Source organism: Mycobacterium sp. (assembly GCF_036273375.1).
Lineage (GTDB): Bacteria > Actinomycetota > Actinomycetes > Mycobacteriales > Mycobacteriaceae > Mycobacterium.
In genome coordinates this window covers 1-21,834 of the sequence record NZ_DASUHS010000141.1, presented here as the reverse complement: position 1 = coordinate 21,834, position 21,834 = coordinate 1, and the positions used below count along the sequence as shown (strand labels likewise).

Genomic DNA, 21,834 nt, shown 5'->3' with positions numbered 1-21,834 from the left:
CGATCGAGAGCCTTCAATAGAGGCCTGACAGAAGGAGATTGGTCAATGTCAGAACGCGTCATCTTGGCGTATTCCGGCGGTCTGGACACCTCGGTCGCGATCAGCTGGATCGGCAAGGAGACCGGCCGTGAGGTCGTAGCGGTGGCGATCGACCTCGGCCAGGGCGGCGAAGACATGGAGGTCATTCGCCAGCGGGCCCTGGACTGCGGCGCGGTGGAAGCCGTCGTCGTCGACGCCCGCGACGAGTTCGCAGACGAATACTGCCTGCCCACGATCCTGTCCAACGCCCTCTACATGGACCGCTACCCGCTGGTGTCGGCGATCAGCCGGCCGCTGATCGTCCGGCACCTGGTGGCGGCGGCGCGCGAGCACGGCGGCAGCATCGTCGCGCACGGCTGCACCGGCAAGGGTAACGACCAGGTCCGGTTCGAGGTCGGATTCGGTTCGCTGGCACCCGATCTCGAGGTGCTCGCGCCCGTTCGTGATTACGCCTGGACGCGGGAGAAGGCGATCGCGTTCGCCGAAGAGAACGCCATCCCGATCAACGTGACCAAGCGCTCGCCGTTCTCCATCGACCAGAACGTGTGGGGCCGCGCGGTGGAAACGGGCTTCCTGGAACATCTTTGGAACGCGCCCACCAAGGACGTGTACGCGTACACCGAGGACCCCACGCTGAACTGGAGCACGCCCGACGAGGTGATCGTCGGGTTCGAACGCGGCGTGCCGGTGACGATCGACGGCAAGCGCGTTTCGGTGCTGGGCGCCATCGAGGAACTCAACACGCGCGCGGGCGCCCAGGGCGTCGGCCGCCTCGACGTCGTCGAGGACAGGCTGGTGGGCATCAAGAGCCGCGAGATCTATGAGGCGCCCGGCGCCATGGTGCTCATCACCGCGCACACCGAACTCGAACACGTCACGCTGGAGCGCGAACTGGGCCGGTTCAAACGGCATACCGATCAGCGTTGGGCAGAGCTGGTTTATGACGGGCTGTGGTATTCACCGCTCAAGGACGCCCTGGAGAGCTTCGTCGCCAAGACCCAGGAGCACGTGTCGGGCGAGGTGCGAATGGTGTTGCACGGCGGCCACATTGCGGTCAACGGCCGGCGCAGCGCGGAATCCCTGTACGACTTCAATCTGGCTACCTACGACGAGGGCGACAGCTTCGACCAGTCGGCCGCAAAGGGTTTCGTCTACGTGCACGGGCTGTCCTCGAAGATCGCGTCCCGCCGGGACCAGACTTCACAGGGCCCGGCCGAAGCGTGAGCACTCGCGAGGGGTCGCTGTGGGGCGGGCGGTTCGCCGACGGCCCGTCGGATGCGCTGGCCGCGCTGAGCAAGTCCACCCACTTCGACTGGGTGCTGGCCCCCTACGACATCGTCGCCTCGCGGGCCCACACCGTGATCCTGTTCCGGGCCGGGCTGCTGAACGAAGAGCAGCGTGATGGGCTGCTGGCCGGCTTGGACCAGCTCGCCGAGGACGTCGCCGACGGCAGCTTCGCGCCGCTGGTCACCGATGAGGACGTGCACGGGGCGCTGGAACGTGGACTGATCGACCGGGTCGGACCTGACCTGGGCGGGCGGCTGCGGGCCGGCCGGTCGCGCAACGACCAGGTGGCCACGCTGTTCCGGATGTGGCTGCGCGACGCGGTGCGCCGGGTCGCCGCCGCGGCGCTGGACGTCGTCGGCGCGCTGGCCGCCCAGGCGGCCGCCCACCCCGGCGCCATCATGCCGGGTAAGACCCATATGCAGTCCGCGCAGCCGGTGCTGTTGGGCCACCACCTGCTGGCGCACGCCCACCCGCTGCTGCGCGACGTCGACCGGATCGTCGACTTCGACAAGCGCGCCGCGGTGTCCCCGTACGGCTCGGGCGCACTGGCCGGCTCCTCGCTCGGCCTGGACCCCGACGCGATCGCCGCGGACCTCGGTTTCACCAGCGCGGCCGACAACTCCATCGATGCGACGGCCTCCCGGGATTTCGCCGCGGAGGCCGCCTTCGTCTTCGCCATGATCGGTGTCGACCTGTCCCGCCTGGCCGAGGACATCATCCTGTGGAGCTCGACGGAATTCGGCTACGTCACCCTGCACGATTCGTGGTCGACCGGCAGCTCGATCATGCCGCAGAAGAAAAACCCCGACATCGCCGAGCTGGCGCGGGGCAAGTCCGGCCGGCTGATCGGGAACCTGACCGGCCTGCTGGCCACGCTTAAGGCCCAGCCGCTCGCCTACAACCGTGACCTGCAGGAAGACAAGGAACCGGTGTTCGATTCGGTCGCCCAGCTGGAGCTGGTCCTGCCGGCGATGGCCGGGCTCCTGCGCAGCCTGATCTTCGATGTCGAGCGGATGGCCGCCCTGGCCCCGGCCGGCTACACGCTGGCCACCGATATCGCCGAATGGCTGGTGCGCCAGGGGGTGCCGTTCCGGTCCGCGCACGAGGCCGCCGGCGCCGCGGTGCGCGCCGCCGAGCAGCGGGCGGTCGGACTCGACGAGCTGACCGACGACGAATTGGCCGCCATCAGCCCCGATCTCACGCCACAGGTCCGTGAGGTCTTGACGATCGAGGGCTCGGTGTCCTCGCGCGACGCGCGAGGCGGCACCGCGCCGGCTCGGGTCGCCGAGCAGATCGAAACCGTCCTGGCCAGCGCAGATAGGCTCAAAAGCCAGCTGCGCGACGACGATTGAGATGAGGTGAGTTTCCCTGACGGGCCGTGACAGGCAGACTAGACTTCGGGCTCAGCGATCCGGTTGAACCTTTCGGCCCGGGTCTTCGTCACCAGGGGGTGGGAGAACGATGAGTGTCGTCGCCGGCGTCTTCGGTGCGCTACCGCCGCACCGCTACTCCCAGCGTGAGGTCACCGACTTCTTCGTCGGCATCCCGGAGTTCGAGGGCTACGAGGACATCGTTCGACAGCTGCATGCCAGCGCCAAAGTCGATAGCCGTCACCTGGTCCTGCCGCTGGAGCAGTATCCCGCGCTGACCGACTTCGGGATGGCGAACCGGATCTTCACCGAGCACGCGGTGAAGCTCGGCTGTGAGGCGCTTTCCGGCGCGCTCGACGAGGCGGGACTGCGGCCGCGGGACGTCGACGTCCTGATCACCACCACGGTCACCGGACTCGCGGTGCCCTCCGTGGACGCCCGGATCGCCGCGCGGCTCGGCCTGCCTGACGACGTGCGACGGGTGCCGCTGTTCGGACTCGGCTGCGTGGCCGGGGCCGCGGGCTTGGCCCGCGTGCACGACTACCTACGCGGCGCACCGGACGCCGTGGCCGCCCTGGTCTCGGTCGAGCTCTGCTCGCTGACCTATCCCGGGTACAAGCCCTCGCTGGCCGGTATGGTCGGCAGCGCCTTGTTCGCTGACGGAGCCGGAGCGGTGGTGGCCGTCGGCGAGCGGCGCGCCAAACAGGTTACTGCCGGCGGGCCCAGCATCCTCGATTCACGCAGCCGTCTCTACCCCGACTCGCTAGGGACCATGGGCTATGACGTCGGCACCACCGGGTTCGAACTCGTGTTGTCGAAGGACGTCGCGGCTCTCGTGGAGCAATACATCGAAGCCGATGTCACCCAGTTTCTGGGTGCGCACGGCTTGACCACGACTGATGTCGGCGCTTATGTGACCCACCCCGGTGGTCCCAAGGTCATCGAGGCGGTCACCGTGGCTCTCGACCTGCCACCGGAGGCCCTCGAACTGACCTGGCGTTCACTCGGTGAGGTCGGCAACCTCTCGTCGGCGTCGGTGTTGCATGTGCTGCGCGACACCATGGCCAAGCCGCCGCCGAGTGAAAGCCCCGGTCTGATGCTCGCGATGGGTCCGGGATTCTGTTCCGAATTGGTGTTGTTGCGTTGGCACTGATTTTCGCCCGTGCACCTCTACCGTAAGGCGTCGCTTTTTGGGCTTGAAGAGTTTGTGGCGATGGGACCCCCGGCCGGCGTGGGGCAGGCCCGTCGCGGAAGTATCGCTGTGAGTGACGAGAGGCCGCCTTCGATGAACGGCAACACCGAAGAGCTGATCATGGCTCTTCGCCAATCGCTGAAAGAATCCGAGCGGCTCAAGCGTGAGAACCGCCAGTACCTGGCCCTGTTAGCAGAAAGAGCGACCGAACCGGTGGCGGTGGTGGGCATGGGCTGCCGGTATCCGGGTGGCGTGAATTCACCAGAGGCGTTGTGGCAGATGGTGGTTGATGGCCGCGATGTGGTCTCGGAGTTTCCCGCGGACCGCGGCTGGAACTTGGCCGGTCTGTTCGACGCGGATCCCGACGCGGTGGGCAAGTCGTACGCGCGGTGCGGTGGGTTCCTCTCGGATGTCGCCGATTTCGATGCGGCGTTCTTCGGGATCGCCCCGAGCGAGGCGCTGGCCATGGACCCGCAACAGCGCCTGCTGCTCGAGGTGTCCTGGGAGGCGTTGGAGCGGGCCGGAATTGACCCCGCCACCCTGCGCGGCTCGGCGACCGGTGTGTTCGCCGGGATATTCCACGGCTCCTACGGGGGTCAGGGCCGGGTCCCGGGTCACCTGGAGCGATACGGCCTGCGCGGCTCGACGCTCAGCGTGGCCTCGGGCCGGGTCGCCTATTCGCTGGGGTTCGAAGGCCCCGCCGTCTCGGTGGACACGGCGTGTTCGTCGTCGTTGGTGGCCCTGCACTTGGCGGCGCAGTCGTTGCGCTCCGGCGAGTGCGATCTGGCGCTGGCCGGCGGAGTGACGGTGATGGCCACACCGGCGATGTTCATCGAGTTCAGCAGGCAGCGCGCGCTGGCCGCCGACGGTCGGTGCAAGGCATACGCGGGTGCCGCCGACGGCACCGGGTTTTCCGAAGGCGTCGGTGTGCTGGTGCTGGAGCGGCTGGCCGACGCCCGGCGACACGGGCATCCGGTGCTGGCCCTGGTACGCGGGTCCGCGGTGAATCAGGACGGCGCGTCCAACGGCCTGGCGACGCCCAACGGGCCGTCGCAGCAACGGGTGATCCGGGCGGCGCTGGCCAATGCGCGGCTGGGCGTGACCGAAGTCGATCTGGTCGAGGGTCACGGCACGGGCACCACGCTCGGGGATCCCATTGAGGCTCAAGCGGTTCTGGCGACCTACGGGCAGGACCGTCCGGCGGATGAGCCGCTGTGGCTGGGTTCGATCAAATCGAACATGGGCCATACCTCGGCGGCCGCGGGTGCCGGCGGGGTGATCAAGATGGTGCAGGCGATCCGCCACGGTGTGATGCCCAAGACGTTGCACGTGAATGAGCCGACGCCGCATGTGGATTGGACGGCCGGCGCGGTGTCGCTGCTGACGGAACAGCGGCCCTGGCCGGCGGTGGACCGGCCGCGCCGTGCGGGAGTCTCCTCCTTCGGCATCAGCGGCACCAATGCGCACGTCATCGTGGAGCAGTACTTCCCGGAGCAGGAAAATGTCACGCGCCCAGCTGATGACGTGGTGGTGCCGTGGGTGCTCTCGGCCCGCTCCGGTGAGGCGCTGGCCAACCAAGCCGCGCGGCTGCTGGCCCGCGTGAAGGCCGATCCCGGGGTGCGGGTGTTGGACGTGGGCTGGTCGCTGATCGCGACGCGGTCGAGCTTCGAGCACCGAGCGGTCATCGTCGGCGCCGACGGCGCGCAGTTGCTGCGTGGGCTGATGGCATTGGCGGCCGGTGAGCAGGGTGCGGGCTTGGTGACGGGCCGGGCGCAGCCGGTGGGCAAGACGGTGTTCGTGTTCCCCGGCCAGGGCTCGCAATGGGCCGGTATGGGCGCCCAATTACTAGACAGTTCAACGGTATTCGCCGAGCACCTGCAACGCTGCGCTCATGCCCTCGCCGAATACGTCGACTGGTCGCTGATCGACGTGATCCGCGGCGCCCCGGGTGCACCCGGATTGGACCGGGTGGACGTGGTGCAGCCGGCGCTGTGGGCGGTGATGGTGTCGCTGGCCGAACTGTGGCGCTCGGCGGGCGTGGTTCCCGATGCGGTCATCGGCCATTCGCAGGGCGAAATCGCGGCGGCCTACGTGGCGGGGGCGCTGTCGCTGGACGACGCCGCCCGGGTGGTCACGCTGCGTAGCCGGCTGCTGGTGCAGTTGTCGGGCCGCGGCGGCATGGTGTCGTTGGCGTGCAGTCTGGCGCGCGCCGAGCAGCTGATCGCCGGCTGGGGTGAGCGACTGAATATCGCGACCGTCAACGGTGTTGCGGCGGTGGTGGTGTCCGGCGAGGTGGATGCACTGGCCGAACTGATGCAGCGGTGCGAAGCCGACAACATCCGCGCCCGCCGGATCGACGTCGACTACGCGTCGCATTCCGCACAGGTGGACACGATTCGCGAGCCTCTCGCCGACGCGCTGCACGGCCTCGAGCCGCGGCCCTCCGCGGTTGCCTTCTTCTCCACGGTCACCGGTGAGCCGATGGACACCGCGGGCCTGAACGCCGACTACTGGTTCCAAAGCATCAGGCACACCGTGCAATTCGAGCGGGCAGTACGCAGCGCGTGCGACGCGGGCTATCAGGTGTTCATCGAATCCAGCCCGCATCCCGTGCTGATGGCCGCGATCGAAGAAACCATGCCCGACAGCGAGCGGACGTGCGTCATCCCGTCGCTGGGCCGCGACGACGGTGGCCTGGACCGCTTCTGGCTCTCGGTCGCCCAGGCCCACGTCGCGGGCGTGGCCGTGGACTGGCGCGCCGCGATGGCCGGCCTGGGTGGCCAGGCCGTCGACCTGCCGACGTACGGGTTTGTCCGGCAACACTTTTGGCTTCCGGGCGGGTCGACGGGCTCGCAAGACGTCGCCACCCTGGGCCTGGCCGCCGCCGAGCACGGATTGCTCGGTGCCGTGGTACCACGGCCCGATTCCGGCGGGGTGGTGCTGACGGGCCGGTTGTCGACGGCGGACCACCCGTGGCTGGCCGATCATGCGGTGGGCGAGACCGTGTTGTTCCCGGGGGCCGGATTCGTCGAGCTGGCCATCCGCGCGGGCGACGAGGTCGGTTGTGGGGTGCTCGACGAGCTGACCCTGTCGGCTCCGTTGCTGTTGCCCCCGGCCGAGGGTGTTCAGGTACAACTGGTGGTGGCCGCACCCGACGAGTCGGGTACGCGGCGGGTGTCGGTGTATTCCGCCGGCGCCCAGCCGAATTCGGATTGGGTGTTGCATGCCGAGGGCGTGTTGCGGCCCGGCACGGTGACCCCGGCGGCGGACCTTTCGGTCTGGTCGCCCGCCGGCGCGACCGCGGTGGACGTCACCGGCGCCTACGCGCGGCTGGCGCAGCGGGGCTACGAATACGGCGGCGCTTTCCAGGGTCTGCGGGGCGTGTGGCAGCGCGGGGACGAGATCTTCGCCGAGATCGCCGTGCCCGAGGCCAGCGCCCAGGACGGCGGCTTCGGAGTGCACCCCGTGCTGCTGGATGCCGCGCTGCACGCGATCGGTGTCGCCGCCGAGCAAGACCAGACCGTGTTGCCGTTCTCGTGGCAGGGGGTCTCGTTGCACGCGTCGGGCGCGACGCGGGCGCGGGTCCGGATTGCGCCCGCCGGTGCCGGCTCGGTCTCGGTGGAATTGGCCGACACGATGGGACTACCGGTGCTCACCGTGCGATCGCTGGCCATGCGCCCGGTCTCGGCCGGGCAGTTGACGGCGGCGGCTCCCGCACAGCGCTCCGGGGGATTGCTCGACGTGACCTGGTCGCCGATCGCGCTGGGCGGCGGCGAGGGTGGCGCCGAGGCCACGCTGTGGGAACTCGGCGATCATGGCGGCGACGTGGTGAAGGCGGTGCATGCCGCAGCCACCGAGATATTGGCAGCGCTGCAATCCCGGTTGTGCGACGAAAGCAACGCGATGCTGGCCGTGCAGACTCGCGGGGCCGTCGCCCTTGCCGGGGAAGACGTTTCGGATCTGGCCGGTGCGGCGGTGTGGGGTCTGGTGCGGTCCGCGCAAGCCGAGCACCCGGGCCGGATGGTGCTGATCGACTCCGACGGATCTGTCGATGCCAGTGCGGTGATCGATTGTGGCGAGCCGCAAGTGGTGGTTCGTCACGGTGTGGCGTATGCGGCGCGGTTACGGCCGGTGCGCGACGCGATCGGGCTGCCTTCCGCGGGCTGGCGGTTGGACGCCGGCGGGGAGGGCACGCTGGAGGACCTGGTCGTAAGCCCGTGCGCGCGAACCGAATTGACTGGCGGGCAGGTGCGGGTGGCGGTGGCCGCGGTCGGGGTGAACTTCCGCGATGTCCTGGTGGCCCTGGGGATGTACCCGGGTGGCGGCCGGCTGGGAGCCGAGGGCTCCGGCGTGGTCGTCGAGGTGGGGCCCGCCGTGACCGGTCTGGCCGTCGGCGACGCGGTGATGGGGTTACTCGGGGTCGTCGGTTCCGAAGCAGTGGTGGATCAGCGCGTGGTCACACCGGTGCCGCCGGGGCTGTCGCTGGTCGCGGCCGCGGGCGTGCCGGTGGTTTTCCTGACGGCGCTGTACGGGCTGTCGGTGCTGGGCGGGCTGCGCGCCGGTGAGCGGGTCTTGGTGCACACCGCCACCGGCGGGGTGGGCATGGCCGCGGTGCAGCTGGCGCGCCACTGGGGCGCCGAGGTGTTCGCCACCGCGAGCCGCGGTAAGTGGGACACCCTGCGCGCGATGGGTTTCGACGACGACCACATCGGCGATTCGCGCACGACGGAATTCGAGGCGAAATTCGCGAAGTGTATAGCGGCCACCGACGGGGCCGGGTTCGACGTCGTGCTCAACTCCCTGGCCGGCGAGTTCACCGACGCGTCGTTGCGGCTATTGGCTCCCGGCGGGCGATTCATCGAGATGGGCAAGACCGACGTACGCGATCCGCACGTCATCGCCGACCAATATCGGGGCGCGGTGTATCGGGCGTTCGACCTGATGGAGGCCGGCCCCGACCGCACCGCGGCCATGCTGGCCGAGACCGTGCGGCTGTTGACGGACGGAGACTTGAAACCGTTGCCGCTGAAGACCTTTGATGTTCGCTGCGCCTCGGCGGCCTATCGGTACGTCAGTCAGGCACGCCACATCGGCAAGGTCGCGCTGACTGTCCCGTCGGGTCCCGGCGAGGTGCTCAGCGGCTGCGGTGGGGGACTGGCGGGGGCCAGCGTGGTGATCACCGGTGGCACCGGTATGGCCGGTTCGGCCCTGGCCCGCCACCTGGTTGACCGTTACCGGGTGGCCCACGTAGTGCTGGTCAGCCGGACCGGCGCCCGGGCCGCCGGGGTCGCCGAGCTGGTGGCCGGGCTGCAGGAGGCCGGCGCGCAGGTGTCGGTGGTGTCCTGTGATGTCGCGGATCCCGAGGCGGCGTCGGCGATGCTGGCCCACATACCGGCGCAATATCCGCTGCGCGGAGTCGTCCATGCCGCGGGCATCCTCGACGACGGGTTGATCTCGTCGCTGACCCCGGATCGGGTAGACGCCGTGCTGCGCGCCAAGGTCGACGGCGCCTGGAACCTGCACGAGCTCACCCGGCACCTGGATCTCTCGGCGTTCGTGGTGTTTTCGTCGATGGCCGGGATCGTGGGGACCCCGGGTCAGGCGAACTACGCGGCGGCCAACAGTTTCCTCGACGGGCTGGCCGCCTATCGGCGCGCCTACGGACTTCCGGGCCTGTCGCTGGCCTGGGGCCTGTGGGAGCAGGCCTCGGCGATGACAGCACACCTGGGGGATCGCGATAAGGCCCGGATGAGCAGGATCGGGTTGGCGCCGCTGTCCACCGAACAGGCGCTGGCGGCCTTCGACGCCGCGATGCTGGTCGATAGCCCGGTGCTGGTGGCCGCCCGGGTGGACCGGGCCGCCCTGTCCGACAACATCGCCGCGCTGCCCCCGCTGCTGCGGGAACTCGTGGCCGGTCCGACCCGGCGCGTCATCGACGACACGGACGTCACCGCCTCGACGAGCGGGCTTTCGGCGCGCCTGCACGGTCTGAGTCCCGAGGCGCGACAGCGCGAGCTGGTCGACCTGGTTTGCGGCAACGCGGCGATGGTGCTGGGCGTGGCCAATCCGGCGGACATCAACGCCGGCCGCGCCTTCCAAGAGCTGGGTTTTGATTCGCTGACCGCCGTCGAACTGCGGAACCGGCTTAAAAACGCTACGGGCCTTACCCTTTCACCGACACTGATATTCGACTATCCGACACCCACCGTGCTGGCGACGCATCTGGACACCCAACTGGCCGGCACCGCCGGCGCCGACGATCAGCCGAACCTGATGGGTCGCTTCAACGACATCACCCGGGAACTGCAGGCGCTGCTCGGGGCGCCCAATTGGAATGCCGACGATAAATCGGTGCTGCGGGCCCGCATTCACAACCTGCTCGCCGCGCTCCCGCCGGGCGATCTTTCCGATGCCGAACACCTCGACGATGACCTCGACGCCGCCACCGAAAGCCAACTCTTTGCGATCCTCGATGAAGAACTCGGCCGCTGACACCCCACAAGGAGCAACGATGCCGGGCAACACGCAGCACGTCGACTACCTGAAACGCCTCACGGCGGATCTCAGGCGGACCCGGCGGCGCGTCGCGGAACTGGAGGGCCGGCTTTCCGAGCCGGTCGCCGTGGTGGGCATGGCGTGCCGCTACGCCGGTGGAGTCGAATCGCCAGAAGACTTGTGGCAACTGGTGATCGAGGGCCGCGACACGGTGTCGGACTTCCCGGCCGACCGCGGCTGGGATGTCGAAGGGTTGTACGACCCCGACCCCGATACCAAGGGAAAGATGTACACCCGGCAGGGCAGCTTCCTGCAGGACGCGGGTGACTTCGACGCCGGATTCTTCGGCATCGGGCCCAGCGAGGCGCTGGCGATGGATCCCCAGCAACGGATGATGCTGGAGATTTGCTGGGAAGCGTTGGAGCGGGCGGGCATTGACCCATTCACGTTGCGGGGCTCGACGACCGGAGTGTTCGCGGGGGTCATTCACGCCGGCTATGGCGGCGAGGTGAAGGGCGAACTCGAGGGCTACGGGCTGACCGGCTCGACGCTGAGCGTGACCTCGGGCCGGGTGTCCTATGTGTTGGGCCTGGAAGGCCCGGCGGTGTCGGTGGACACCGCATGTTCGTCGTCGTTGGTCTCCATGCATCTGGCCGCGCAGTCGCTGCGGTCCGGGGAATGCGATCTGGCGCTGGCCGGTGGGGTGACCGTCATGGCCACCCCCGCGGCCTTCGTCGAGTTCAGCCGCCAGCGTGCGCTGGCCCCCGACGGGCGCTGCAAGGTGTACGCCGCTGCGGCGGACGGGACTTCGTGGTCGGAGGGCGCGGGTGTGCTGGTGCTGGAGCGGCTGGCCGACGCGCGACGCCTGGGGCATCCCGTCTTGGCGGTGCTGCGCGGCACGGCGGTGAATCAGGACGGCGCGTCGAACGGGTTGACCGCACCCAACGGGCCGTCCCAGCAGCGGGTGATCCGGGCGGCGCTGGCCAACGCCGGACTCGCGGCGGCGGACGTGGATGTGGTCGAGGGCCACGGAACCGGGACTGTGCTCGGGGACCCCATCGAGGCCCAGGCTCTGCTGGCGACCTACGGTCAGGATCGCCCGGCGGACCGGCCGCTGTGGTTGGGCTCGATCAAGTCGAACATCGGGCATACCTCGGCAGCGGCCGGGGTGGCCGGGGTGATCAAGATGGTGCAGGCGATTCGGCAGGGGGTGATGCCCAAGACGCTGCACGTGGACATCCCGTCGCCGCACGTGGATTGGTCGGCCGGTGCGGTGTCGCTGTTGACCGAGCCGCGGCCGTGGCCGGATCACGGCGGGATACGGCGGGCGGGCGTCTCGTCGTTCGGGATCAGCGGCACCAATGCGCACGTGATCGTCGAGCAGGCTCCCGCGCAACTCGACAGCGAAGCCCAACCGGTAGCGGGGACGCCGAATCCGGTGATGCCGTGGGTGGTTTCGGCCCGGTCACCCGAGGCGTTGGCCGGTCAGGCCCAACGGCTGCTGGACCGGCTGAGCTCCGACACGGGTCTGCGGGCGGTGGAGGTGGGGTGGTCGCTGGCGACCACCCGGGCGGCCTTCGAGCATCGCGCGGTGCTGGTGGGTGCCGACCGCGAGTCCCTGACAGCGGGGTTGGCGGGGCTGGCGTCCGGGCGGCCGGACCCGGGCGTGCTGGTCGGCCGGACCCGGTCGGTGGGCAAGCGGGTGTTCGTCTTTCCCGGCCAGGGCTCGCAGTCGCTCGGGATGGGCGCCGAGCTGTATGAGCGTTTTCCCGTGTTCGCCCAGGCTTTTGACGAGGTCGTCGCGGCGGTCGACGCCCATGCGCGGTTGCCGCTGCGTGGGGTCATGTGGGGCAGCGACCCAGAGTTGTTGCAGAGCACGGAGTTTGCCCAACCGGCGTTGTTCGCGCTGGAGATCGCGCTGGCCGCGCTGTGGCAGTCCTTCGGCGTCACACCGGATGTGGTGATCGGCCATTCGGTGGGTGAGATCGCCGCGGCCTGTGTGGCCGGGGCGCTGTCGCTGCCCGATGCGGCACGGCTGGTTGCCGCGCGGGGCCGGTTGATGGCCGGGCTACCCGCCGGCGGTGTGATGGTCGCGGTGACCGCGACGGAAGCAGACGTGGCTCCCTTGCTCAACGGTGCCGTGAGCATCGCGGCGGTGAACGGCCCCCAGTCGCTGGTGCTCTCCGGTGAGCAGGCGGCGGTGGCGGCGGTCTCGGACCGGCTGGCCACCGGCGGTGCGAGGGTGCACCGGCTGGCGGTCTCGCACGCGTTTCACTCGCCGTTGATGGAGCCCATGATGGCGGACTTCGCTGCAGCGGCGGCCGACGTGTCGGCCGCCGAGCCGCGGGTCGCCCTGGTGTCCAACCTGACCGGCCGACTGGCCGGCCCCGACTACGGGAGCGTCGGATACTGGGTCGACCATGTGCGCAAGCCGGTGCGATTCGTCGACGGGGTGCGGCTCGCCGAATCCCTCGGTGCCGGCGTGTTCCTGGAGGTGGGTCCCGGCGCGGCGCTGACGTCCGCGGTGGAGCAATCCCTGGCGACCGACCGGGCGACCTCGGTGGTGACCATGGCGAAGGGCCGCCCCGAAGTGGAGTCGCTGCTGCGGGCGGCTGGGCAGCTGTTCACGGCCGGGGCCGATGTGCAGTGGGCAGCGGCGTTCTCCGACCCCAGCGCCCAGCGTGTCGAGCTGCCGACGTATGCCTTTGTGCGGCGCCGGTTTTGGTTATCCAGTGACTCGGTGGGTTCGACCAACATCACCAGCCTGGGTCTGGCCGAGGCCGAGCATGCGCTGTTGGGCGCGGTGGTGGAGCGGCCGGATTCCGGCGGTGTGGTGTTGACGGGCCGGCTTTCGCTGGCCGCTCAGCCATGGCTGGCCGACCACGCGGTGGCCGGCACGGTGCTGTTTCCCGGGGCCGGCTTCGTCGAGTTGGCGTTGCGGGCCGGCGACGAGGTCGGCTGCTCGCTGATCGAGGAGTTGACGCTGTCCGCGCCGCTGTCGGTGCCGGCGGCCGGCGTGGTGCACCTTCAGGTCGTGGTGGCCGCGGCCGGCGACGCGGGAACGCGCCCGGTCACAGTGTATTCGCGTGCCGCGCAATCTGATTGGTTGTTGCACGCCGAAGGCGTGCTGAGCGACGGTGCGCCCGCGCCGGGCACCGACCTGTCGGTGTGGCCGCCGCTGGGTGCGGACGCGGTGACCGTGACCGGCGCATACGACGGCCTGGCGGACCGGGGCTACGGATACGGACCGGCCTTTCGGGGGTTGCGGGCCGTCTGGCGCAGGGGGACCGAGACTTTCGCCGAGGTGGAGCTTCCGCAACAGGCCGGGGTATCGACCGGTGGCTTCGGCATCCATCCGGTGGTCCTGGATGCGGCGCTGCATGCGCTGGGTGTGGCCGACGAGCGGATCGAGACCGTCTTGCCGTTCTCATGGCAAGGAGTGAGTCTGAACGCGGCCGGCGCATCCCGGGTCCGGGTCAGGCTGGCGCCGGTCGGTGCCGGCGCAGTGTCGGTCGAGCTGGCCGACTCGTCCGGGCTGCCCGTCTTGTCGGTGCGCGAGCTGGTGACGCGCGCCGTCTCGGCCGATCAATTGGCCGCGGCCGTGGTGGCCCGCTCTGGCAGTGGTGAGCTGCTCGACGTGGTGTGGTCGCCGGTCTCGCTGCCCGGCAACGACGTTGGTGAGGACTTCACCGTCTGGGAGTCACCGTTGGCGGAGTCAGGCGCCGTCACCTCCGTCTACACCGCGACCCACGAGGCCCTGGGTGCGCTGCAAACCTGGCTGACGGGTGAGGAGGCCGGCGTCCTGGTGGTGCAGACCCGCGGGGCGGTGGGCCTGCTGGCGGAGGACGTCGCGGACCTGGCCGGTGCCGCGGTCTGGGGGCTGACGCGTTCGGCCCAGGCCGAGCACCCGGGCCGCGTGGTGTTGGTCGATACCGACGGAACACTCGATATCGCAACGGTGATCGGTTGTGGCGAGCCGCAATTGGTGGTGCGCGACGGTGTGTCCTACAGCGCCCGGCTGAAACCGGCCGACCAGCGACCCCTGCTGCGGCTGCCCGACCCGCCGTCGGTGTGGCGGCTGGCCGCCGGCGACGGGGGAACGCTCGAGGATTTGGCGGTGCAGCGGACCGCGCCGGCGTCACTCGAGGCCGGTCAGGTGCGGGTAACAGTCGCCGCGGCGGGCGTGAACTTTCGCGATGTGCTGGTGGCACTGGGCATGTACCCGGGTGCCGCGCAGCTGGGCGCCGAGGGCGCGGGAATCGTCACCGAACTCGGCGCGGGCGTGACGGATTTGGCCGTCGGCGACGCGGTCATGGGGATTTTCGGGTTGGCCGCCTCCGAGGCGGTCGTCGATCGCAGGTTGGTGACCCGAGTGCCGCAGGGCTGGTCGATGGCTCAGGCCGCGGCCGTGCCGGTCGTGTTTTTGACAGCCTATTACGGGCTGTCGGTGCTGGCGGGACTGCGCGCCCGGCAGCGGGTGCTGGTGCACGCCGCCACCGGCGGCGTAGGGATGGCCGCGGTACAGCTGGCCCGGCATTGGGGTGCGGAGGTATTCACGACCGCCAGCCGCGGCAAGTGGGACACCCTGCGCGCCATGGGATTCGACGATGCGCACATCGCGGATTCCCGCACGCTGGATTTCGAACAGAAATTCGCCGCCGGCGCCGGTGGCATGGACGTGGTGCTCAACTCTCTGGCAGGGGAGTTCAACGATGCGTCGCTGCGGCTACTGGGGCCCGGCGGCCGCTTCATCGAGATGGGCAAGACCGATCTGCGTGACCCGGATGCCGTCGCACTGGCCCATCCCGGTGTGACGTATCGGGCGTTCGATCTCATGGAGGCCGGCCCCGACCGCATCGCCGAGATGTTGGCGGAATTGATGGAGTCATTCGCTGGAGGGGTCCTAGCGCCGTTGCCGGTCAAGGCATTCGACGCGCGCAGCGCCGCCGACGCCTACCGGTTTGTCAGCCAGGCGCGCCACATCGGCAAGGTTGTGCTCACCATGCCGGATGGGCCCGCCGGGCTGGCCGGCGGCACCGCGCTGATCACCGGCGGCACCGGCATGGCGGGTTCGGCGGTGGCGCGCCATCTCGTCGAGCGGCACAGAGTGCCCCATGTGATGCTGGTCAGCCGCAGCGCTGACCGCGCCGACGGCATCGCCGAGCTGGCCACCGAATTGCGCGACGCGGGGGCATCGGTGGCCGTGGTGGCCTGCGATGTCGGCGACCGGGACGCCGTCGCGGCCTTGCTGGCACAGGTGCCGGCGCAGTATCCATTGCGCTCGGTGTTCCACGCGGCGGGCGTGCTCGACGACGCGGTGATCGCGTCATTGACGCCCGCGCGCATCGACACCGTGTTGCGGGCAAAGGTAGACGGAGCCTGGCATCTGCACGAGCTGACCAAAGAAGCGGATTTGTCGGCGTTCGTGGCGTTTTCGTCGATGGCGGGCATCGTGGGTGCGCCGGGTCAAGGAAATTACGCGGCGGCCAACAGCTTCCTCGATGCGCTGGCGGCGCACCGCCGCGCTCAGGGACTGTCGGGCCTGTCGGTGGCCTGGGGGATGTGGGAAGAGACCTCCACGATGACCCGACACCTCGGGGAGCGTGACAAGGCCAGGATGAGCCGGGCCGGGCTGAGCGCATTGTCCACTCGGCAGGCGCTGGAGCTGCTGGATGCCGCGTTGCTGACCGAACACCCCATGGTGGTGGGCACGCGACTGGACAGGGCGGCGCTGGCGCACCACAGCGACACGCTGCCGCCGCTGCTGAGCCAGCTGGCCACCCGGCCGGCGCGTCGGGTCCTGGAGCACACCGACATGGTGTCCCTGACGGGCCTGCGGGCGCGGCTGGAGGGCATGACCCCCGAGCAGCGGCAAGGCGAATTGGTCGAACTGGTCTGCAGCAACGCGGCCACGGTATTGGGTCACAGCACCGCGGACGTCAACGCCGACGATGCGTTCGGCGACCTCGGCTTCGATTCGCTGACCGCCGTCGAACTGCGCAACCGGCTGAAAATTGCTACCGGGCTTACCCTTTCGCCCACGCTGATTTTCGACCAGCCCACGCCGGGCGCGCTTGCCGAACACCTCGCCGCCCAACTGGCCGCCAGCGCCCCTTCAGCGGCGAGTGCCACGCCGCCCGATCGCATGACCCGCTTCAACGACATCGCCCGGGAACTGCAAGCACTGCTCAAGGCGCCCGATCTGGGCCCCGGCGAGAAGGCGCAGCTCATCACCCGGCTGGAAAGCCTGTTGAGCACCGTGATGGGCCCGTCGCCGGCGCCGCTCCTGTCACACCCCGAGGACGCGTTCGACGACGACATCTCCACCGCCACCGAGAGCCAGCTCTTCGCGATTCTCGACGACGAAGTCGGCCCCTGACCTTGCCATCGACAGACGTCGCGATCATCGGGCTGGCATGCAGGTTCCCCGCCGCGCCCGGCCCCGGTGCATTCTGGCGCTTGATTCGCGACGGGCGTGAGGCCACTGAGTTCACCGGGGACGCAGGCGAATTCGACGCCGACTTCTTCAACCTGTCACCGCGTGAGGCGTGCGCGATGGATCCCCGGCAACGCCTGGCCCTGGAACTGACCTGGGAGTTGCTCGAAGATGCCTACCTAATCCCGGAAACGCTTCGGGGCGAACCGGTCTCGGTATTCCTCGGAGCGATGACGGACGACTACGTCGCACTGACGCTGCGCGATCTCGCCGACAACCTGGACCACCACACCTTCGCCGGGATCAGCCGAGCGATGATCGCCAACCGCATCTCGTACGCCTTCGGTTTGCACGGACCCAGCATGACCGTCGATTCCGGCCAGTCGTCTTCTCTGGTGGCGGTGCACCTCGGCTGCGAAAGCGTGGCCACCGGTCAGTCGACGCTGGCGATCGCGGGCGGAGTCCACCTCAACCTGGCCGACGAAATCGCGATGCTGGAAGGGGAATTCGGCGCGGTGTCGGTGTCGGGCCACACCTATGCGTTCGATCAGCGCGCCGACGGATACGTGCGCGGTGAAGGCGGGGGACTGGTGCTGCTGAAGCCCCTACCTTCGGCGCTGGACGACGGTGACCGCATCCACGCGATCATTCGCGGCAGCGCCGTCGGCAACGCCGGGCACAGCGCGACCGCCCAGACCGTGCCCTCGGCGCGCAGCGAAGCGGACGTGATCCGGCGCGCGCTCGCCGATGCCGGCCTGACGGGGAGCGACATCGATTACGTCGAGGCCCACGGCACGGGGACCAAGGTTGGCGACGCGATCGAACTTCAGGCGCTGGGGGAGATTTTCGCCGAGCGCGCCCAGAATCCGGTGCGGGTGGGATCGGTGAAGACCAACACCGGCCACGCCGGAGGCGCGGCGGGAATCGCGGGCCTGCTCAAGGCCGTACTGGCCATCGAACATGCCGCGATCCCACCCAGCCTCAACTACGCCGACCCCCGGACCGACCTCAATGACCCTGGGCTGCAGGTCAACACCGCGCTGAAGCCGTGGCCGCCGGCGGATCACCCGCGCCGGGCCGGGGTGTCCTCGTTCGGAATGGGCGGCACCAACGCACACCTCATCGTCGAGCAGCCCACCGTCGAGCAGGAAAGCCGGCTGGAAACTCCCGCGGACGCAGACGAGGCATTGCCGTGGGTGCTATCGGCCCGATCCGAACAGGCGCTGGCCAACCAGGCGCAACGGCTGTCGGCCTATGTGGCCGACCGTGCCGATGTGAGCCCCCTCGACGTGGCCTGGTCGTTGGTCAGTACCCGGACGGTCTTCGAGCACCGCGCGGTGGTGGTGGGCGGCGACCGTCCGGCGCTGGCGAGGGGTTTGTCGGCCCTCGCGGCGGGTGAGTCATCGCCGGATGTGGCGGTGGGCCGGGCGATGTCGTTGGGCAAGAAGGTCTTTGTGTTCCCGGGCCAGGGGTCGCAGTGGTTGGGGATGGGACGGCAACTGTATGACCGGTTCGACGTGTTCGCCCGGGCCTTCGACGAGGCCGCCGCGGCGGTGGACGCTCAGCTGCGGCTGCCGCTGCGTGAGGTGATGTGGGGCGCGGACCCGGAGTTGTTGCGCAGCACCGAGTTTGCCCAGCCGGCGTTGTTCGTGCTCGGAATCGCGCTGGCCGCGTTGTGGCAGTCCTTCGGTGTGGCGCCCGATGTCGTGATGGGGCACTCGGTGGGCGAGGTCACCGCGGCATGTGTGGCCGGGGTGCTGTCACTCACGGATGCGTCGCGCATGGTGGCGGCGCGGGGACGGTTGATGGCGGGGCTGCCGGCCGGCGGGGTGATGGTGGCGGTCGGCGCAGGCGAGGCCGAGGTGGCTGGATTGCTGAACGATGGGGTGAGTATCGCGGCGGTCAACGGCCCCAACGCGGTGGTGCTGTCCGGCGCGCAGGCGCCGGTGGAAGCGCTGGCCGACCGGCTGGCCCAGGAGGGCCGGCGGGTGCATCGGCTGGCGGTGTCGCACGCGTTTCATTCGCCGCTGATGCAGCCCATGGTGGCGGAATTTTCCGCGGTGGTGGCCGGCATCGAGGTGGGGGCGCCGCGAATCGGGTTGGTGTCGAACGTGACCGGGCGGCTGGCCGGCGCGGGGTACGGGTCGCCGCAGTACTGGGCGGCGCATGTCGGTCAGCCGGTGCGCTTCTTCGACGGCGTGCGCACCGCCGAGGCGGCCGGCGCCGAACTCTTCGTGGAACTGGGTCCGGGTGCCGCGCTGACCGCGGCGGTGGACCAATCGCTGAGCGCCGAGCGGGCCATCCCGGTGCCCACCATGGCCAAGGATCGGCCCGAGACCGAATCGCTGCTGGGCGCGGTCGGCCAATTGTTCACCCGCGGCCTCGACCCGAACTGGGCGGCCCTGTTCGCCGGGCTGAACGCGCGACCGGTCGAGTTGCCGACGTATGGCTTTGCGCGACAGAGGTTTTGGCTGGGCGCCGGCGGGGCGGGAACTCCGCCCGCCACGGCCACCCGAACGCCCGATTTGGCGCACCGGCTGCACGGGCTGGCGCCCGACGACCAGCGTCGGGCGCTAGTGGAGCTGGTCTGCGAGCATGCGGCGGCGGTGTCGGGGCATCCGGGCGGCGAGGCCATCGACCGCGACCGCGCTTTCGGCGACCTCGGATTTGATTCGATGATCGGGGTCGAGCTGCGCAACCGCCTCACCAGCCATACCGGCCTGGCTTTGTCGCGAACGCTGATCTTCGATTACCCGACGCCGGCCGCGCTGGCCGACCACCTTCGCCGGCAGCTACTGCATGACGAGGCGGGTGAATCGGAGGAGGAAAAGATTTGGTCGGCGCTGCGTAAGATTCCGGTGCGCGAGCTTCGAAGAACGGGATTACTTGAAAAACTTCTATTGCTCGCCGGCATGCCGGAAACACCCGTGTCCGAAGCAAATGCCAACGCCGACGACATCGACTCGTTGAGCCCCGATGCGTTGATCGCGATGGCGCTCAGTTCGGCGGATGAGGATGACGCCGAATGATGAATTCCCCGCTGGCGGAGATGGTTACGCGGGCGCAGGGCGTACTTAATAAGGCATGTGTTGAATATGTGAAACTTTTGCACCACCAAACGGAACCGCATAAAATTCGCGTATCAAGGGGAGTGTTTATGCTGGTTAGCAATCAAGCGGGTAGAGCATGAGCGTCATCGCGGGTGTATTCGGCGCGTTGCCGCCACATCGGTATAGCCAACGCGAAATCACCGACCAGCTCGTCGAGTTCCCCGCATTGAAGGAACACGAAGGGATCGTCCGGCGCCTGCACGCCGCCGCCAGGGTCAACGGCCGCCACTTCGTGCTGCCCCTCGAGCGATACCGCGAGTTGACCGACTTCGGCGCGACCAACGAGATCTTCATCGACAAAGCCGTGGAGTTGGGCTGCGACGCGCTGCTGGGTGCTCTCGACGAGGCGGGGCTGCAACCGCGAGACATCGACATGATCGCCACCACGACGGTCACCGGCATCGCGGTCCCGTCGCTCGATGCCCGGATGGTCGGGCGGCTCGGCCTGCGCCCGGACGTGCGCCGCGCTCCGCTGTTCGGTCTGGGCTGCGCGGCCGGCGCGGCGGGCGTCGGACGGTTGCACGATTACCTGCGGGGCGCGCCCGACGGCGTCGCAGTCCTGGTGTCGGTCGAGCTGTGTTCGCTCACCTTCCCGACGGTCAGGCCGACGGTGTCGGGATTGGTCGGGACGGCCATGTTCGGCGACGGTGCCGCGGCCGTGGTCACCGTCGGCGACCGTCGCGCCGAGCGGCTGAATTCCGCCGGGCCCGACATCGTGGATTCGCGCAGCCGCCTGTACCCCGAATCGCTGCACATCATGGGCTGGAACATCGGCTCAGACGGCATGCAGCTGGCGATGTCTCCGGAATTGCCGGACGTCATCGACCGTTACCTGACCGACGACGTGAAAAGTTTCCTCGCCGGACATGGCCTGACCAAGGACGACATCGGCGCCTGGGTGACCCATCCCGGCGGCCCCAAGGTGATCAACACGATCGCCAAGGGCCTCGAGCTGCCTCAGGAGGCGCAGGAATTGACCTGGCGCTCGCTCGGGGAAGTCGGCAACCTCTCGTCGGCATCCGTGCTACACATCCTGCGCGACACCATCGCCAAACCGCCGTCCAGCGGCAGCCCCGGGCTGATGCTCGCTTTGGGTCCCGGCATCGGCTCCGAACTGGTGTTGCTGCGCTGGCACTGAGCTGACCTGGCTCATGGTTTGGGGTTTCGCAGTAACCGCACCGGGTTGACCAGTCGTTTTTCGGTTTTGGGCTGCGGGGATCTGCGCACTAACTTCGGGGCCCGGGCTGCCCTGGTGGCCAATGTGCGCATCGTGAAGACCGCCTTCGGCGCGACCACGGTGTAGCTCGTGGTTTTCGCGACGTGGATCTGGCGCGGTCGAGCCCCTCGGTTGGGCGCGTGATGGGGCGGAGGTGGCCGTGCTGAAGGTTGCGGTAGGGCGCGCGTTTTGGCGGCCAAGCAGGCTGTGCCGCTGAGCAATTGATGACGGCCTCACCCCGACATGGATCGACAGCCGATAGTTGTCGTACCTGGCTGCGATGATGACGTTATGTCTTCGACCGCATCGCCTCCCGCGGCGGTGAGCCCTGCCGAGCGTGTTGACGTGCTGTTCGAGGAGTTGGCGGAGTTGGCCGGTCAGCGCAACGCGATTGATGGGCGCATTGTGCAGATCGTCGCCGAGCTGGATCGCGACGAGCTGTGCGGCGCTACGGGTGCGCGGTCGGTGGGGGCGTTGGTGGCCTGGAAGCTGGGCTGGTCATCGGGAAATGCCCACACGATCGCCACCGTGGCGCGCCGGCTGCAGGAGTTTCCTCGCTGCGCGGCGGGCATGCGGGAGGGTCGACTGTCGCTGGATCAGGTAGGCGTCATCGCCGCACGGGCGGGCAAGGGTTCCGATGAGCATTACGCGCAGCTGGCGGGCTGCGCCACGGTCAACCAGCTGCGCAC

Annotated in this window: 8 protein-coding genes; all 8 read left to right on the top strand. The window is 69.1% G+C overall.

Translation table 11 applies throughout. From position 1 onward, the window contains the following. Window positions 1-45 precede the first annotated feature (45 nt). On the top strand, window positions 46-1,263 hold the full coding sequence (locus VFW69_RS13600; RefSeq protein WP_526502045.1) for an argininosuccinate synthase: 1,218 nt from the start codon (window positions 46-48) through the stop codon (window positions 1,261-1,263). Further along, a complete protein-coding gene (argH, locus tag VFW69_RS13595; protein WP_526502044.1) occupies window positions 1,260-2,678 on the top strand; it encodes an argininosuccinate lyase in 1,419 nt (472 codons plus the stop codon). Before VFW69_RS13600 ends, argH begins: the two co-directional genes overlap by 4 nt. Before the next feature lie 109 nt (window positions 2,679-2,787). Further along, complete coding sequence (locus VFW69_RS13590; protein WP_526502043.1) at window positions 2,788-3,849, top strand: type III polyketide synthase; 1,062 nt, start codon at window positions 2,788-2,790, stop codon at window positions 3,847-3,849. A 132-nt stretch (window positions 3,850-3,981) separates the two neighbouring features. Beyond that, the gene (locus VFW69_RS13585) at window positions 3,982-10,380 is read left to right on the top strand and encodes a type I polyketide synthase (RefSeq protein ID WP_526502042.1); all 6,399 of its coding nucleotides are present in this window, start codon (window positions 3,982-3,984) and stop codon (window positions 10,378-10,380) included. Window positions 10,381-10,399: 19 nt separating this feature from the next. Next, the gene (locus VFW69_RS13580) at window positions 10,400-16,762 is read left to right on the top strand and encodes a type I polyketide synthase (protein WP_526502041.1); all 6,363 of its coding nucleotides are present in this window, start codon (window positions 10,400-10,402) and stop codon (window positions 16,760-16,762) included. Window positions 16,763-16,764: 2 nt separating this feature from the next. Further along, window positions 16,765-19,848, top strand: coding sequence for a type I polyketide synthase (locus VFW69_RS13575; RefSeq protein WP_526502040.1), 3,084 nt, complete (start codon window positions 16,765-16,767; stop codon window positions 19,846-19,848). Window positions 19,849-20,005: 157 nt separating this feature from the next. Continuing rightward, window positions 20,006-21,067, top strand: a complete 1,062-nt coding sequence (locus VFW69_RS13570) for a type III polyketide synthase (RefSeq protein ID WP_526502039.1) — start codon at window positions 20,006-20,008, stop codon at window positions 21,065-21,067. 369 nt (window positions 21,068-21,436) lie between these two features. Beyond that, on the top strand, window positions 21,437-21,834 hold a 398-nt coding region (locus tag VFW69_RS13565), incomplete at its 3' end, for a DUF222 domain-containing protein (protein ID WP_526502038.1).